Source organism: Gilliamella sp. W8145 (assembly GCF_016101145.1).
In the GTDB taxonomy this organism is placed as follows: domain Bacteria; phylum Pseudomonadota; class Gammaproteobacteria; order Enterobacterales; family Orbaceae; genus Gilliamella; species Gilliamella apis_A.
On record NZ_JACFRC010000004.1, the window covers coordinates 107,758 to 123,287 of the forward strand.

Below are 15,530 nucleotides of genomic sequence, written 5' to 3' on the forward strand. Positions count from 1 at the left end.
TCTGCCGCTATATGCGGCAGATATCGTTAAAGTTAGGCTAAAAAACCCCTTTCCTCAAAATTTTTTTAGATAATACTTAATTGTTAACTTAATGATTTATTTTTTAACAAAATTATCAATTAACAAATTAACCACATCTTTCATTTTGCCATGTAATGATGCTTTTACACTATAAAGCGCCATTCCCATCACTTGTGAACTATGTATTTCTGGCGGCATGACTAATTCATACTCACTAGTTTTAACATCTAATAAAGCTGGACCAGGATGAGCTAAGAATGATTGTACAGCCACTTCTAGCAAATCGGAATTATCAACTCTAATTGAATACAAACCCATTGCATTGGCAACTTTTGCAAAGTCAGGATTTTTTAAATCTGTATAGTGATCGACAAGCCCTTCCGATTTTTGCTCTAATTCAACAAAATTAAGTGAACTATTATTTAGAACGATAACTTTGATGGGTAGATCCTCCTGAATTGTGGTCAATAAATCACCTAACAGCATACTAATACCTCCATCCCCTGATAAGGTAATAACTTGACGATGAGGAAAGGCCTTTTGCACACCCAATGCTTGTGGCATCGCATTGGCCATAGTGCCGTGTTTTAGACTAATAACGGTACGTCTTTTACCATTGGTTGAAAAATGGCGACATGCCCAAACCATTGCCGAACCAACATCAGCACACAGTACTGCATCATCATTAGCATACTTATCAATCAATTCGGTTAAATATTGCGGGTGAATGACGGTTTTTGATGGTATCGCTTTTTTATTTAATTTATCGATTGCTTTAGTGTGTAATTCACGACATTTATCTAAAAATGTCGTATCTGTTTTGTCATCAACTAGTGGTAATAAGGCCGCTAAAGTTGGTTTGCTTGCCCCGACTACACCAACCTCTACACTATGACGGTGGCCAAGATGAGTAGCATCGATATCGACCTGAATAATTATTGCATTATCTGGATAAAACTGAGACCATGCAAAATCAACACCCAACATTAAAAGCACATCACACTCTTTAATAGCCGTGGTACCTGATTCCATACCAAACATCCCCGTCATACCAACATTATAAGGGTTATCATATTCAACAAAATCTTTAGCTCTTGATGTATGGACTATCGGTGATTTTAATTTATTGGCTAGAGCAACTAACTCATCATGAGCATCTGACACTCCATGCCCAGCAAAAATTGTCACTCTACTATTTTTATTTAAAATTTCAGAAATTTTAGCCAATTCATCATCAGATGGACGAATTATTGGTTTGGGATGATAGATTTTATGTCCACTGTTATCCTCAACTTTGGTTAAACTAATATTGTAAGGAATAACTAAAACAGCAACCCCACGCTGATTAATCGCAGCTTGAACCGCAGCAGTTGTAATTCGTCTTGCTTGGGTTGGGTCAGTAATTTGCTGACAAAAAACAGAACAGTTTTTATAAACAGCCTCAAAGTCAACTTCTTGCGGAAAGTCCGTTCCCTGTTGAGAAGTAACCAACTGACTAGCCAATAAAATAAGCGGTACTTTATTTCGTTGTGCTTCATAAATACCATTAATAAAATGTAAACTTCCCGGTCCACAAGAACCAGCACATGCAGTTATTTGATCGGTCAAATAGGCTTCAGCGCCAGCAGCAAAAGCACCAACTTCTTCATGACGAACATGTACCCACTCAATATCATCACTTTTTTTAATAGCTGAAGTAATCTGATTTAACGTATCGCCAACAATACCATAACAATGTTTCACACCGGCTTGAGCTAAAACATCAACAATAATCTGTGCAACTGATTTTTTTGATGACATATGGTCTCCTCAACATGGTTTAGATTTAAACAATTCAAGTTGACTAACTTACACCTAGTTTTATGAATACGGATAGTCGAAAAATAAAACAGCAGAAAATGTCAAAAATGTCATAATGGTAAAGGATTGCCGCAATAATCTTTATTTGAAGATATTCCCTATTACAATGAATCAAGGTATTATGTCGAAAATCTACTCAATACTATAGAGCTACTTTTTGTGGAACATTTGTCATCTGGACATAGTTTTGTATCATCAATGTCGGCTTTTTTGCCTAATTATATAATCGAATATTATCCTCTTATTACTGTTTGTTTGTTACTTTTTATTGCTATTTTACTGTTTTCATTCAGTAAATTAAGAATGGATATTATTGCACTTCTCATTATAACTGCAATCACCGTTACCGGTGTCTTAACACCTGCTGAAGCACTTTCAGGATTTAGCGATCCAAACATTATTTTAATCGCATTACTATTTGTTATTGGAGAAAGCTTAGTAAGAACCGGTATCTCTTACAAAATGAGTGAATACATATTAAAAGCCGCCGGTCAAAATGATATACGTATTATAACATTTATTATGTTAGGTGTAGCATTATTAGGATCGGTGATGAGCTCAACAGGCGTGGTGGCGATATTTATTCCTGTAGCGATTAGCATTGCCAATCATACCGGTATACATGTTAAAAAATTAATGATGCCGCTATGTATTGCTGCGCTAATTAGTGGCATGATGACCCTTGTTGCTACCGCACCAAACCTAGTAGTGAATAGTGAACTGAGTCGAGCAACTTTAACTGAATTTGGTTTCTTTTCTATTACGCCAATAGGTATAGGGGTATTAATTGTCGGTGTTATTTATTGTGTACTAACTCGCAATTGGTTACTGACAGCCGACCAAATCACACCAACCAATAGTCAACCACAAAGACGCAAAATTACCGACCTAATTAGAGATTATAGATTAATTGGTCGAGCGCATCGAGCACAAATTCTTGCTGGATCTCCTTTTGTTGGTCGAACTATTGACGGTTTACATTTACGTAGTGAGCACGGGGTAAATGTTATTGGTATTGAGCGTTGGCGAAAGTTTCAAAAAGTCCTCATTCCGGTTAACGGATCCACCGAATTTAGAGAAAACGATATTCTTTTGTTGGATATGTCCCATTCCGAAGCTGATTATCGTACATTTTTAACGACCAATAATCTTGAACCGAAAATTCTACGTGGTGAATATTTTTCTGAACAAGTAAAAGAAGTTGGTATGGCCGAGGTAGCATTACTACCAGAATCATCATTATGTGGTAAAACGCTTAATGAGATAGATTTTAGAAGTAAATATTTTTTAACCGTGATTGGTATTTGGCGAAATCATGCTCCTGTTGAGACAAATAACTTATTCCAAGAACGCTTAGAAATGAGTGATACGTTATTAGTTTGCGGTGATTGGGGTTCAATCCAAAAACTTCAAACTCGTACTAGTGATTTTGTAGTGTTAGATTATCCTTCAGATATTGATGATGTTGCCCCCGCTAGCTCGCAAGCTTATGTAGCACTATTTAATCTAGCCTTGATGATAATTTTAATGGTTACAGGAATTGTTCCAAATGTGGTTGCAGCACTTATTGCCTGCCTATTAATGGGAGCAACTCGTTGTATCGATATGGCTAATGCCTATAAGTCAATTCATTGGCCAACATTAATTCTTATTATTGGTATGATGCCTTTCGCAGTAGCTTTAAATAAAACGGGAGGAATTTCATTAATCTCGGAATGGCTTGAAATTCATTTACGATCGTTTGGTCCTTATATGGTGTTAACCTTTATCTTTTTATTGTGTTCCACAGTTGGACTATTTATTTCAAATACCGCAACAGCAATTTTGATTGCACCAATTGCAATTGATTTAGCTATAAAATTTGGCTATTCACCTTATCCATTTGCTATGACAGTGGCGATTGCAACATCGGCTTCATTTATTACACCTGTTTCATCACCAGTTAAAACAATGGTAGTGGCTCCAGGAGGATATAGCTTTAGTGATTTTGTTAAAATTGGCCTACCATTAACTTTTCTAGTGATGGCCGTTGATATAGCATTAGTGCCAATTTTCTTCCCATTCTAAGTAAAAAAATATTTATTAAACTATATTTTATGGTTACTATAAAGTGTCTGGATGACCAGCTAATTTAAGGAATAAGGTTTTAGAAAATGAGTAATGCTCAACAATTTTTAATGTTTATAGGTATAATGTCATGTATTATTTTAATTTTTTGCACATTTATTTATCTATTAATGAAATTATACATGTTCGTAGTAAAATCAACAATAAAGAATAGCAAGCTGACTGATGAAAGATTAACCAAAATGTACAATGATATGAAGGTTAGCAAGGATAATAAATCAAAAATTATTATCCTTGCAATTGTTACCGGCATATTTTTGGGTGGCGTTTTTGGTGGGATTTTTTATTATTTTTTATACAAAAAAATCTTCTCCAACACCTACGAACTTTACAAACAAGGCATGATTGAACGTAACTTACCGCTATAACTCAGTCAATACTTTTATACAACCCAAAAGTGATAGATATTAAAAACTCATTTTTGTGGTTGCAGATTCTTAATTTAATTTAAAGTATAATATCCATAATATTTTGATTATGGATATATTGCATATGCTACAAGCTACTAAACCCTTAAATATTATTTTTGCAGGCACACCTGATTTTGCTGCCAAACATTTGAAAGCTTTAATTGACTCAAACCATAATGTCATCGCCGTCTTCAGTCAACCAGATAGACCCGCAGGTCGAGGAAATAAGTTAACGGCAAGCCCTGTAAAACAATTAGCAATCGAAAACAATCTTCCCATTTATCAACCAACCACACTAAAAACCGTAGAAAATCAGCACGTCATTGCCAATCTTAATGCCGATATTATGATTGTGGTTGCTTATGGATTAATTTTACCTCAAGCAGTACTTGATATGCCAAAACTTGGATGTTTAAATGTCCATGGTTCTTTATTGCCTAAATGGCGAGGTGCAGCGCCAATTCAGCGTGCGTGTTGGGCTGGAGATAGTGAAACAGGTATCACCATTATGCAAATGGATGCCGGACTTGATACTGGTGATATGCTTTATAAGTTAGCATGCCCAATTGAACCGTCTGACACCAGTGCAACACTATATGAAAAGTTAGCTAAATTAGGGCCACAAGCATTACTTGAGACACTAACACTGATTAATCAAGGAAAAATTAAACCAGAAAAGCAACAACAATCACAAGCCACTTATGCAGAAAAATTATCTAAACAAGAGGCTAAATTAGATTGGAATTTATCAGCAATACAACTGGAACGATGTGTGCGAGCATTTAACCCTTGGCCAGTTAGTTACTTTGAAGTAAATGGTGAACCTATAAAAGTTTGGCAAGCTCAAGTTATGGCAACTCAACATAATCAACCCGTTGGCACCATTTTACAGGCGGATAAGAAAGGAATTTGTATTGCCACAAGTGATGGATCATTAAACATGACAATATTACAACCAGCAGGTAAAAAACCAATGTCCGCCCAAGACCTACTAAATTCTCGTAAATCTTGGTTTGAAGTAGGTAAAATACTAGGTAGTAATCAATAGTCAAAAACAAAATATTACAGGATAATATCCTGTAATATTATCGTTTTTTTGCTAGTAAAGTCGCAAAACGAAGCTTTATCCGGTTACCATTAATATCCGTCTTGTGCAATTCGCCAACATCTTCATTATATTTTAGAATATCCCAATCTTGATAATAATTACGTAATTCATTCTCTTTAAACGTAAATGAAAACCCGACTGAACAAGGAAAATCGTCTGTTGACATGGCACATACAATTAAATTATAACCGCCCGTTTTGGTTATAGTTTGCATATTATCAATAATATCAGGAATTCGATCTGGTTGTAGGAACATCATTACAACTGTTGAAATAATTAAATCGTAATTACCTTTAAGATTAGCTTGGTTTATATCATAAATAGATGCCTTGATATGAGATAGATCATCATTGGCAATAATTTGTTGTAAATTACTGATAGTCATCTCCGATTTGTCAACAGCATCAACATCAAAGCCAAGTAGCTGCAAAAAAAGTGAATTACGACCAGAACCACACCCTAAATCTAAAGCTTTTCCTGCTTGAATAATTTGACAAACATCTAACACATCAGAATGCGTTTTCGTCATTTGATATTTTTTCTGGGTATAATCTTCAGGTTGACAATAAAAAGACAGTTGACACTGTAGATCATCGGATACTTGCGCAATTCGATGCCATTGTTGAGGCAAAATAAATGGAGGTTGATGATCAATATCGAAAATATGTTGAGAGATAATATCTCCCTGTTCAGTTAACATATCAAAATTAACATAACCTTTAATAATGTTTAATTTTGCCCATGTACCTATTTGTGTATTATGCTTTTCGCGAAACAAAGTTGGTAAAGTATTAACATCCCAAATAGGCAACGTTTTATAACAAACTAAATTTTTCATCTCAATACCATTAATAAAAACACCAAATACTTGACTATTATAGTCAACTATTAACCAAAACAACAACTTTTTTAGCAATAAACTTAACAAGGATTCAGGAAAAATAAATTTATAGTAGCGAAGTTAACTATATCAACATATAATCATCAGCATTCTAGACTATATAGTAAAAATATTAGAGGAATAATTTATGGGATTTTTAACAGGTAAACGCATTCTGGTTACCGGCGTTGCAAGCAACCGTTCTATCGCTTATGGTATTGCAAAAGCAATGCATCGAGAAGGCGCAGAATTAGCCTTTACTTATCAAAGCGAGAAATTAAAAAGCCGTGTTGAAGAGTTTGCTGCTGATTTTAATTCTAATATCGTTTTACCTTGTGATGTTGCACATGATGACAGCATCACATCATTATTTACTGAGCTAGCAAAAACATGGGACAAATTTGATGGTTTTGTACATGCTATTGCGTTTGCGCCAGGAGATCAATTAGATGGTGATTATGTTAATGCGGTAACTCGAGAAGGTTTTGCTATTGCCCACGATATCAGCTCTTATAGCTTTGTAGCTATGGCTAAAGCTTGTCGTTCAATGCTTAATCCTGATTCAGCATTAGTTACTCTTTCTTATCTAGGTGCTGAACGTGCAATTCCTAACTATAATGTTATGGGCCTTGCCAAAGCATCTTTAGAAGCAAATGTACGTTATATGGCAAATGCAATGGGACCTGAAGGTATACGTGTAAATGCGATTTCAGCTGGTCCTATTCGTACTTTAGCTGCATCAGGTATTAAAGATTTTAAAAAGATGTTATCACATTGTGAATCAGTTACCCCTATTCGTCGTACAGTAACCATCGAAGATGTGGGTAATTCAGCAGCATTCTTATGTTCAAACCTATCTTCAGGTATTACCGGTGAAGTTATTCATGTAGATGGTGGGTTTAGTATCGCCGCTATGAATGAATTAGAACTTAAATAATATAACCTTAAATGTAAATAAGGTGCCAGAATGAATAACTGACACCTTATTTTTTTAATTTATCACCGTGATATTTTTTATCTTAACCTCTAGATAATCAAACTTTTGTATAGAGTAAATTGATATTGCTGTCTAATTCAAAACATAAAATTGTTACTAATCCATTTTATCTGTAAATTCTTGCTATATCAGCTCATCTAAATCAAAAACTAAACACCTTAATTTTAAAAATTATCTATCGCTTTTTAATAATTAATTGCAATGAAGATAACTTAATAATCATTAGGTCTATTTTATAGAATCTTAAAAATCTTAAAAATAACCATTGCCCAAATAGCATATGAACAAATTTTAAAATAGAATATAAATCGTGCGATAGAATCTAATGGTTAACTTAATAACATTATTTGTATCACATTGGTGTATCTTTATTTTGCGAGGTAACGACACAAATAAGCTGTTGGTTCTGATACCTGAACATCGAATTTGCTTTCTTTAGCAATATGAAAAACTTGGCCAGCTTCAAATATTTGCCAAACATTTGCCGTAGGCAATAACACTTTAAGTGAACCAGTTATGACAGTCATTTCCTCTGGATTATCAGTATTAAAAATATATTCACCTGGTAACATCACGCCAACAGAGACTTTACCGGTAGAACCATTTTCAAAGCCGATAGATTTCACTTTCCCTTCAAAATAATCATTAACTTTCAACATAAAATCCCCCTTTCCTCACTATGTTTAGTCATTAGCAATAATTTAATATTAGCTACAATAAAGTATTGTGTAAAATTCACACTATCAGCTTAATTGATTTCAACTAGCTATCCAACTATTATTTACCAATTAAAATAGGTCTCTTGAAACAAAAGCACTTCAAAAAATAAAACATTAGCAAAACTTGTTAAAATACGAAAAAATAGCATACAGATGGATTTTTTTCCGTTAAAATCTAACACTATTTGCTCAGTAACAGTTTGTTGGAGAAAACATGAAAATAGCAAAAAACACAGTGGTAAGTTTAGCATATCAAGTTCGTACTAAAGATGGTGTTTTAGTTGATGAAGCAACAACAGTTGCACCGCTCGAATATCTACATGGTGCAGGAAACTTATTACAAGATCTTGAAAATTCCTTAGAAGGCCATCAAGTTGGTGATAAATTTGACGTTGAACTAGTTAATCCTTATGGTGATTTCAATGATGCACTAGTACAAAATGTGCCACGAGACGTTTTTGTTGGTGTTGACGAACTTGAAGTCGGTATGCGTTTTTTTGCTGACACTGATCAAGGCTCTTTACCTGTTGAAATTACTGCAATTGATGGCGATAGTGTAACTATCGATGGAAATCATATGCTGGCAGGTCAAGATCTAAATTTCAATGTCGAAGTATTGGCAATTCGTGAAGCAACACCAGATGAAATATCGCATGGACATATTCATGGTGCACACGGTCACGACCACGGGCATGGTGGCTGCGGTTGTGGCGGACATGATCATGATGAAGATGAAGAAGAAAGCGGTTGTTGTGGCGGTGGTCACGGCGGATGTGGCTGTCATTAATTTTCGAATAAATAACCAGTTAAAAAGCGCTAACAAGCGCTTTTTTTATTTGCTGTAAAAATAATTTCATTACTGCGAGCTAGTTCACAACGTTATATATCTCTACTTATTATTTTTCACAAGATAGCTAATAATCGCATTTTGTGTGAATAACAAGAATCCAATTATGTCAGAAAAAAAAACCACCTTAATGCCTCGAGAAAAATTATTACTATTTGGTGTCGAAACACTATCTGATGCGGAATTACTCGCTCTTTTCTTACGCACAGGTATACGTAATTTACCTGTCCTAGATTTATCGCAAAAGTTATTAAATGAATTTGGCTCATTTTATCATTTAATAAATGCTAGCCACGACGAATTTTGTAAAAAGCAAGGTCTTGGAACAGCAAAATATACTCAGTTAAAAGCAGTTGTTGAACTTTCTAATCGTTATTTGAAAGTTAAAATAAGCCATGAAAATTACTTAACATCGCCAAGCTTGACCCATCATTACCTAGCTAGTCGCTTAATGGATAAAGATCGTGAAATTTTTATGGTGATATTTTTAGACAATCAGCATCATGTTATTACTTCTGAAGAGATGTTTGTTGGAACCTATAATTGTGTAGAGGTTCATCCAAGAGAAGTAGCTAGACGGGCATTACAACACAATGCAGCAGCATTAATTTTAGCTCATAATCATCCATCAGGATTGGCTGAACCAAGTCAAGCTGACCGGATATTAACAAAGAAAATTGAACAAGTTTGTGAATTAATAGATGTTCGCATTGTTGATCACCTTGTGATTGGTAAAGGAGAGTATGTTTCTTTTGCAGAACGAGGATGGATTTTATAATTACTTTTACTTACAATATAAAATTACTAATCCAATTAATGAATAAACTATGAACCAACAACTGGAATTATTAGAAACTAAAGTCGCATTCCAAGAAATGACCATTGAAGAACTCAATCAAATGGTTGTTACTCTTCAAGCAGATATCAGCAAACTTAAAGAACAATTAATGTTATTGTCACAAAAGTTACAGGCTACACAAACCTCAAATATTGCTAATTTATCAGAAGAAACACCGCCTCCTCATTATTAACTACGAGTTTAATAATTCGAGGGACTCTAAAATCTACTTTTACCAATAAAATTATGCACTCGATAAAAAAGCAGAGAAATAAAAATCAAGAAGCAACCAATCCATTTTGCTCATGGCATAGGTTCCAAATAAACAATTACGTCATCCAAAGTTGTAAATACAGGCTCTAAAATCATAATTATTACTGCATTACTTACAGGGATATATTTCTGTCCAACTAATTGCAAAACAAATCGTAAAATTGTAGCAATAATAATATTAACGATAAGCCACATTAAAGTGATTAAACTGATGCTTGACGTGCCAGTACAAAGCATTTGTAGACAAATTAATGGCAAAATTGCTATTTTATGGACTAATTGACTATTAAAGACAAAAAATATTGCTTGAGCTAGTACAGAAATTAAGAACCAGAGTTGATTAACATTTAAATAACAACCATTTGATAAAGACAAAAAGGCAAGACCTACAATAGCAATCGATAATGAAAGCCAAAATATAGCTAATAGCCTTTCTCTAAAAAAGAACCAACTAACAATTGGTACCATTAATACTGATAAACTCATAATAAAAGAGCCTTCACTTAATTGCTCACCAATACTTATTGCTTATATCCATAAAATAACATTAGTTGTTTGCAAACAACCTATTATTATTGCTTTAGGTATATCTATCAGCTTGATTCGTTGTTAATTACTTAAACAGACTGCAAATAAAATAATAATGGAAGAAACAAATCCAACCAACTGCGGCCAAAATGGTAACTGGTATTAAAATCTATTCACCTTTTTATTTAATACCAATCACCTAGCTACTACTTTATTTAAAAATAATTTGTTAATATTAAAACTATAATTTAACTGAGCAAATACTAACAATAACTTATATTAAGTTTTAAAAATTCTATAAAAGAAGACTTATTTATCATAATTAAACAAAAATACTCAAATTAGTAATATCTAGATAATAAAAAACCGGCTATTTAGCCGGTTTTAATTTAAGCTTTAATTATTTATTCAGCTGCTGCTTCTGCTTCTACTGCAGGGCGATCAACTAATTCAATATAAGCCATTGGAGCATTATCTCCATCACGGAAACCACATTTTAAAATGCGAACATAACCACCTGGACGGGTAGCAAAACGTGGACCTAAATCTGAAAATAATTTTTTTACTGTATCTTTATCACGGATACGAGCGAAAGCCAGACGGCGATTAGCTACGCTATCGCTTTTAGCTAACGTAATTAACGGCTCAACGACACGACGCAACTCTTTTGCTTTAGGCAATGTTGTTTTGATAATTTCATGTTCAACTAATGAACTTGTCATATTACGAAACATCGCTTGACGATGGCTGCTATTTCGGTTCAGTTGACGACCACTTTTACGATGGCGCATAACTTTATCCTTCTTATATAAATTTTATCTTAGTCTTCAACAATACTTGCTGGTGGCCAATTCTCAAGACGCATGCCTAAAGATAAACCACGAGATGCGAGCACATCCTTAATTTCAGTAAGAGATTTTTTACCAAGATTAGGGGTTTTAAGTAACTCAACTTCGGTACGTTGCACTAAATCACCAATATAATGAACTGCTTCTGCTTTTAAGCAATTAGCAGACCGAACAGTTAATTCCAAGTCATCTACTGGACGTAAAAGAATTGGATCAAATTCCGGTTTATCTTCTTTGACTTCTGGTTGACGTACATCACGTAAATCAACAAAAGCTTCAAGTTGTTCAGCCAAAATAGTAGATGCACGACGAATAGATTCTTCTGGATCGATAGTACCATTAGTTTCCATATCGATAACAAGTTTATCTAAGTCGGTACGTTGTTCCACACGAGCAGCATCGACAGAATAGGCAATACGCTCAACTGGACTATAACATGCATCAACTAATAGACGACCGATAGGTCGCTCTTCATCTTCTGACTTAACTCGAGCAGAAGCAGGGACATAACCACGTCCTCGTTGTACACGAATACGCATACTAATTGAAGCATTGGCATCAGTAAGATGACAAATTACTAAATCAGGATTAACAATTTCAACATCACCATCATGAGTGATATCTGATGCAGTTACAGCACCAACGCCTGATTTATTTAAAGTCAGCATAACATCATCTTTGGTATGTACACGAACCGCTAATTTTTTCAAATTAAGCAGAATATCAAGCACATCTTCTTGAACGCCTTCTTTAGTACTATACTCATGCAGAACACCGTCAATTTCAACTTCGGTCACTGCATATCCCGGCATAGATGATAATAAAATGCGGCGTAGTGCATTACCTAAAGTATGTCCAAAACCACGCTCAAGTGGCTCTAAAGTCACTTTCGCATGAGTTGGGCTGTATTGAACAACGTCAACTAGGTGAGGTTTTAAAAACTCTGTTACAGAACCCTGCATTATGTCCTCTCTTAAGTGCTAAACTTTACTTAGAGTAAAGTTCGACGATCAAATGTTCGTTGATGTCAGCAGATAAATCTGAACGTTCTGGTAAGCGTTTGAACACACCTTCCATTTTGCTAGCATCAACTTCTAACCATGTTGGTTTTTCACGTTGTTCAGCTAACTCTAAAGCGGCTTTAATACGTGCTTGTTTTTTTGATTTTTCGCGAACACTGATAACATCTTCAGGTGAAACTTGATAAGATGCGATGTTCACAACGTGACCATTAACAAGAACAGCTTTATGACTAACTAATTGACGAGCTTCAGCGCGAGTTGCACCAAATCCCATACGATAAACAACGTTATCTAAGCGACGTTCTAAAAGAGCAAGTAGGTTTTCACCTGTATTACCTTTAATACGTGCTGCATTTTTGTAGTAATTACGGAATTGACGCTCTAAAATTCCATAAATACGTCTAACTTTTTGTTTTTCACGTAACTGAACACCATAATCTGATAAACGCGGTTTACGCGCACCATGTTGTCCAGGAGCTTGTTCTAACTTACATTTACTGTCAACCGCTCGGACGCCAGACTTAAGGAATAAATCTGTACCTTCACGACGACTTAATTTGAGCTTTGGTCCCAAATATCTTGCCATTTTTTTTCTCCAATAATCCTATAAACATTCAATGTTTAATAAAAAATTAAACACGACGTTTCTTTGGTGGACGACAACCGTTATGAGGAATCGGAGTAACATCAGTAATATTAGTGATGCGATAACCCGCTGCATTTAATGCACGAATTGTTGACTCACGACCAGGACCAGGTCCTTTAACCATAACTTCCAGATTCTTAATTCCGTAGTCTTTTACAGCTTCGGCACAACGTTCTGCTGCTACTTGAGCTGCAAAAGGTGTTGACTTACGAGAGCCGCGGAAACCAGAACCACCAGCGGTTGCCCAACCCAACGCATTACCTTGACGATCGGTAATTGTTACGATTGTATTGTTAAATGATGCATGAATATGAGCTATACCATCAGAAACTTGCTTTTTAACACGTTTACGTGTACGAACAGGTGTCTTTGCCATTTATTATCACCTCAATTATTTCTTGATTGGCTTACGCGGTCCCTTACGGGTACGAGCGTTAGTCTTAGTGCGTTGACCACGGACAGGAAGTCCACGACGATGACGCACACCACGATAACAACCAAGGTCTAATAAACGCTTGATACTCATAGTTACTTCACGACGTAAATCACCTTCAACAGTGAATTTAGCGACTTGTTCGCGTAACTGTTCAATCTGATCTTCAGATAGTTCTCTGATCTTAACATTTTCAGGAATACCCGCTTCAGCACAAATTGTCTTTGCACGAGTACTACCGATACCATAAATTGCTTGTAACGCAATCACAGTATGTTGTTGATCAGGAATGTTAATGCCTGCTATACGGGCCACTATGCACTCCTTTATTGTTAATGTTCAGCAGATCCACCATACTGAAAAGCCCGTTTTCAGGATACTCAAACGATGGATCTACAAAAAAATTTTTTAGGCTGGCTATTCTAGCCAGCTTTACTATACTTTGGCAAGTAAAATATGCAAAAGTTCAACTTTACAGTTAAATAATATTAACCTTGACGTTGTTTATGTTTACCTTCAATGCAAATAACACGAACGATGCCATTGCGTTTGATGATTTTACAATTTCTGCATAATTTCTTGACTGAAGCACGAACTTTCATTTTTTTCTCCGTAACTTCTGGCTAACTTATCGGCCGTAGCCTTTAAGATTCGCTTTCTTTAACACTGACTCATAACGATTTGGCATCATTAAAGTCTGTACTTGTGCCATAAAATCCATGATTACAACAACTACAATTAATAATGATGTTCCACCAAATTGAACTGGAACTTTCATTGCACTTGTCATAAACATTGGTACCAAACATACAAGAGTAATGTAAATAGCGCCAATTAGCGTTAAACGAGTCATTACTTTGTCAATATACTTCGATGTTTGTTCACCTGGACGGATACCTGGAATAAATGCACCAGATTTCTTTAACTGATCTGCTGTTTCTCTAGGATTGAAAACCAATGCTGTGTAGAAGAAACAGAAGAAAATAATCGCTGCTGCAAAAAAGATTATGTATAACGGTTGATCATGAGAAAAATATTGTCCAATAAGAACAAAGATATATCTCCATCCTTCACCATTTCCTTGGAACCAAGAAGCCATCATTGATGGTAACATAATAATTGTTGAAGCAAATATTGCAGGAATAACACCTGCCATATTAATCTTCAATGGTAAATGTGTACTTTGTGCGGCATACACACGACGGCCTTGCTGTCTTTGTGCATAATTAACAACGATACGTCGTTGACCACGTTCAACAAAAACAACAAAGTAAGTCACACCAACCACTAATGCTGCAACGACTAATAATAAAATCGGATGCAATGAACCAGAACGAGCTTGTTCAATTGTTTCATATATTGCATGAGGAAGACTTGCCACAATACCAGCAAAGATAATGATAGAAATACCATTACCTACACCGCGTTCCGTGATTTGCTCACCCAACCACATAAGAAACATAGTGCCAGTAACTAAGCTAATCGATGCAATAAAATAGAAAGAAAATCCTGGGTTAATCACAACATGACTGTAACCAGGAATATTCGGTAAACCAGTCGCAATACCAACCGCTTGTACAATCGCTAAAGCTAATGTGCCATAACGGGTGTACTGACTGATTTTTTTACGACCTGATTCACCTTCTTTCTTCAATTCTGCTAGTTTAGGGTTAATTGCCGTTAATAACTGCACAATAATAGATGAAGAAATATAAGGCATTATCCCTAAAGCAAAAATTGAAGCACGGCTTAAAGCACCACCAGAGAACATATTGAACATACCAACAATACCATTAGATGATGATTGTAGTAAGTCCGATAACGCTTTAGTATCAATACCAGGAACCGGAACGTAAGAACCAAGACGGAAAACAATAAGCGCTAAAAGCACAAATAATAAACGTCTTTTAAGCTCACCACTACCGCCTCGTGTGCTTTGAAAATCTAATCCTGGTTGCTTTGCCATCTTTCTA

18 protein-coding genes are annotated in these 15,530 nt (G+C 35.3%); 7 read left to right on the plus strand and 11 right to left on the minus strand.

Features of this window, described 5'->3' with window-relative positions:
• Positions 1-96: 96 nt before the first annotated feature.
• Complete coding sequence (locus H3T80_RS10690) at positions 97-1,821, minus strand: thiamine pyrophosphate-dependent enzyme (RefSeq protein ID WP_198201672.1); 1,725 nt, start codon at positions 1,819-1,821, stop codon at positions 97-99.
• A 258-nt stretch (positions 1,822-2,079) separates the two neighbouring features.
• Between H3T80_RS10690 and H3T80_RS10695 the strand changes: the two genes are divergently transcribed.
• From H3T80_RS10695 to fmt, 3 genes are all read left to right on the plus strand, one after another.
• Positions 2,080-3,948: an SLC13 family permease gene (locus H3T80_RS10695; protein WP_110446978.1), complete on the plus strand. Its 1,869-nt coding sequence runs from the start codon at positions 2,080-2,082 to the stop codon at positions 3,946-3,948.
• 86 nt (positions 3,949-4,034) lie between these two features.
• Entirely contained in the window at positions 4,035-4,376 is a 342-nt protein-coding gene (locus H3T80_RS10700; RefSeq protein ID WP_198201673.1) for a hypothetical protein, read from the plus strand.
• Positions 4,377-4,500: 124 nt separating this feature from the next.
• Entirely contained in the window at positions 4,501-5,466 is a 966-nt protein-coding gene (gene fmt, locus H3T80_RS10705) for a methionyl-tRNA formyltransferase (RefSeq protein ID WP_198201674.1), read from the plus strand.
• A gap of 37 nt (positions 5,467-5,503) precedes the next feature.
• On the opposite strand, the gene tehB is transcribed toward fmt, so the two are convergent.
• Complete coding sequence (tehB, locus tag H3T80_RS10710; RefSeq protein WP_198201675.1) at positions 5,504-6,364, minus strand: SAM-dependent methyltransferase TehB; 861 nt, start codon at positions 6,362-6,364, stop codon at positions 5,504-5,506.
• Positions 6,365-6,554: 190 nt separating this feature from the next.
• On the opposite strand from tehB, the gene fabI reads away from it, so the two are divergent.
• Positions 6,555-7,343 (plus strand): enoyl-ACP reductase FabI, encoded by a 789-nt coding sequence (gene fabI, locus H3T80_RS10715; RefSeq protein WP_086362662.1) that lies wholly within the window; start codon positions 6,555-6,557, stop codon positions 7,341-7,343.
• Between the two features lie 428 nt (positions 7,344-7,771).
• Here the strand turns inward: fabI and ppnP are convergent, their stop codons facing one another.
• The gene (gene ppnP, locus H3T80_RS10720; protein ID WP_198201676.1) at positions 7,772-8,062 is read right to left on the minus strand and encodes a pyrimidine/purine nucleoside phosphorylase; all 291 of its coding nucleotides are present in this window, start codon (positions 8,060-8,062) and stop codon (positions 7,772-7,774) included.
• A 274-nt stretch (positions 8,063-8,336) separates the two neighbouring features.
• Here ppnP and slyD point away from each other — a divergent pair, with 274 nt between their 5' ends.
• The 3 genes from slyD to H3T80_RS10735 all read left to right on the plus strand — a co-directional run bounded on the left by slyD (position 8,337) and on the right by H3T80_RS10735 (position 10,000).
• Complete coding sequence (gene slyD / locus H3T80_RS10725) at positions 8,337-8,909, plus strand: peptidylprolyl isomerase (RefSeq protein ID WP_034902343.1); 573 nt, start codon at positions 8,337-8,339, stop codon at positions 8,907-8,909.
• A gap of 166 nt (positions 8,910-9,075) precedes the next feature.
• Complete coding sequence (radC, locus tag H3T80_RS10730; RefSeq protein WP_034902346.1) at positions 9,076-9,747, plus strand: DNA repair protein RadC; 672 nt, start codon at positions 9,076-9,078, stop codon at positions 9,745-9,747.
• Between the two features lie 49 nt (positions 9,748-9,796).
• A complete protein-coding gene (locus H3T80_RS10735; protein ID WP_232350181.1) occupies positions 9,797-10,000 on the plus strand; it encodes a SlyX family protein in 204 nt (67 codons plus the stop codon).
• A 110-nt stretch (positions 10,001-10,110) separates the two neighbouring features.
• On the opposite strand, the gene H3T80_RS10740 is transcribed toward H3T80_RS10735, so the two are convergent.
• The 8 genes from H3T80_RS10740 to secY all read right to left on the minus strand — a co-directional run bounded on the left by H3T80_RS10740 (position 10,111) and on the right by secY (position 15,523).
• Positions 10,111-10,566 (minus strand): EamA family transporter, encoded by a 456-nt coding sequence (locus H3T80_RS10740; RefSeq protein ID WP_198201677.1) that lies wholly within the window; start codon positions 10,564-10,566, stop codon positions 10,111-10,113.
• A gap of 446 nt (positions 10,567-11,012) precedes the next feature.
• Entirely contained in the window at positions 11,013-11,399 is a 387-nt protein-coding gene (gene rplQ / locus H3T80_RS10745; RefSeq protein WP_034884211.1) for a 50S ribosomal protein L17, read from the minus strand.
• Positions 11,400-11,428: 29 nt separating this feature from the next.
• Positions 11,429-12,418 carry a DNA-directed RNA polymerase subunit alpha gene (gene rpoA, locus H3T80_RS10750; protein WP_034902352.1) on the minus strand — a complete coding sequence of 330 codons (990 nt, stop codon included), beginning with the start codon at positions 12,416-12,418 and terminating at the stop codon, positions 11,429-11,431.
• Between the two features lie 25 nt (positions 12,419-12,443).
• Complete coding sequence (rpsD, locus tag H3T80_RS10755; protein ID WP_065577881.1) at positions 12,444-13,064, minus strand: 30S ribosomal protein S4; 621 nt, start codon at positions 13,062-13,064, stop codon at positions 12,444-12,446.
• Between the two features lie 46 nt (positions 13,065-13,110).
• Entirely contained in the window at positions 13,111-13,500 is a 390-nt protein-coding gene (rpsK, locus tag H3T80_RS10760) for a 30S ribosomal protein S11 (protein ID WP_025314405.1), read from the minus strand.
• A 15-nt stretch (positions 13,501-13,515) separates the two neighbouring features.
• Positions 13,516-13,872, minus strand: coding sequence for a 30S ribosomal protein S13 (rpsM, locus tag H3T80_RS10765; RefSeq protein ID WP_110446968.1), 357 nt, complete (start codon positions 13,870-13,872; stop codon positions 13,516-13,518).
• A 173-nt stretch (positions 13,873-14,045) separates the two neighbouring features.
• Entirely contained in the window at positions 14,046-14,159 is a 114-nt protein-coding gene (gene rpmJ, locus H3T80_RS10770; RefSeq protein ID WP_034884218.1) for a 50S ribosomal protein L36, read from the minus strand.
• Between the two features lie 26 nt (positions 14,160-14,185).
• The gene (gene secY / locus H3T80_RS10775; RefSeq protein WP_198201678.1) at positions 14,186-15,523 is read right to left on the minus strand and encodes a preprotein translocase subunit SecY; all 1,338 of its coding nucleotides are present in this window, start codon (positions 15,521-15,523) and stop codon (positions 14,186-14,188) included.
• Positions 15,524-15,530: the final 7 nt, after the last annotated feature.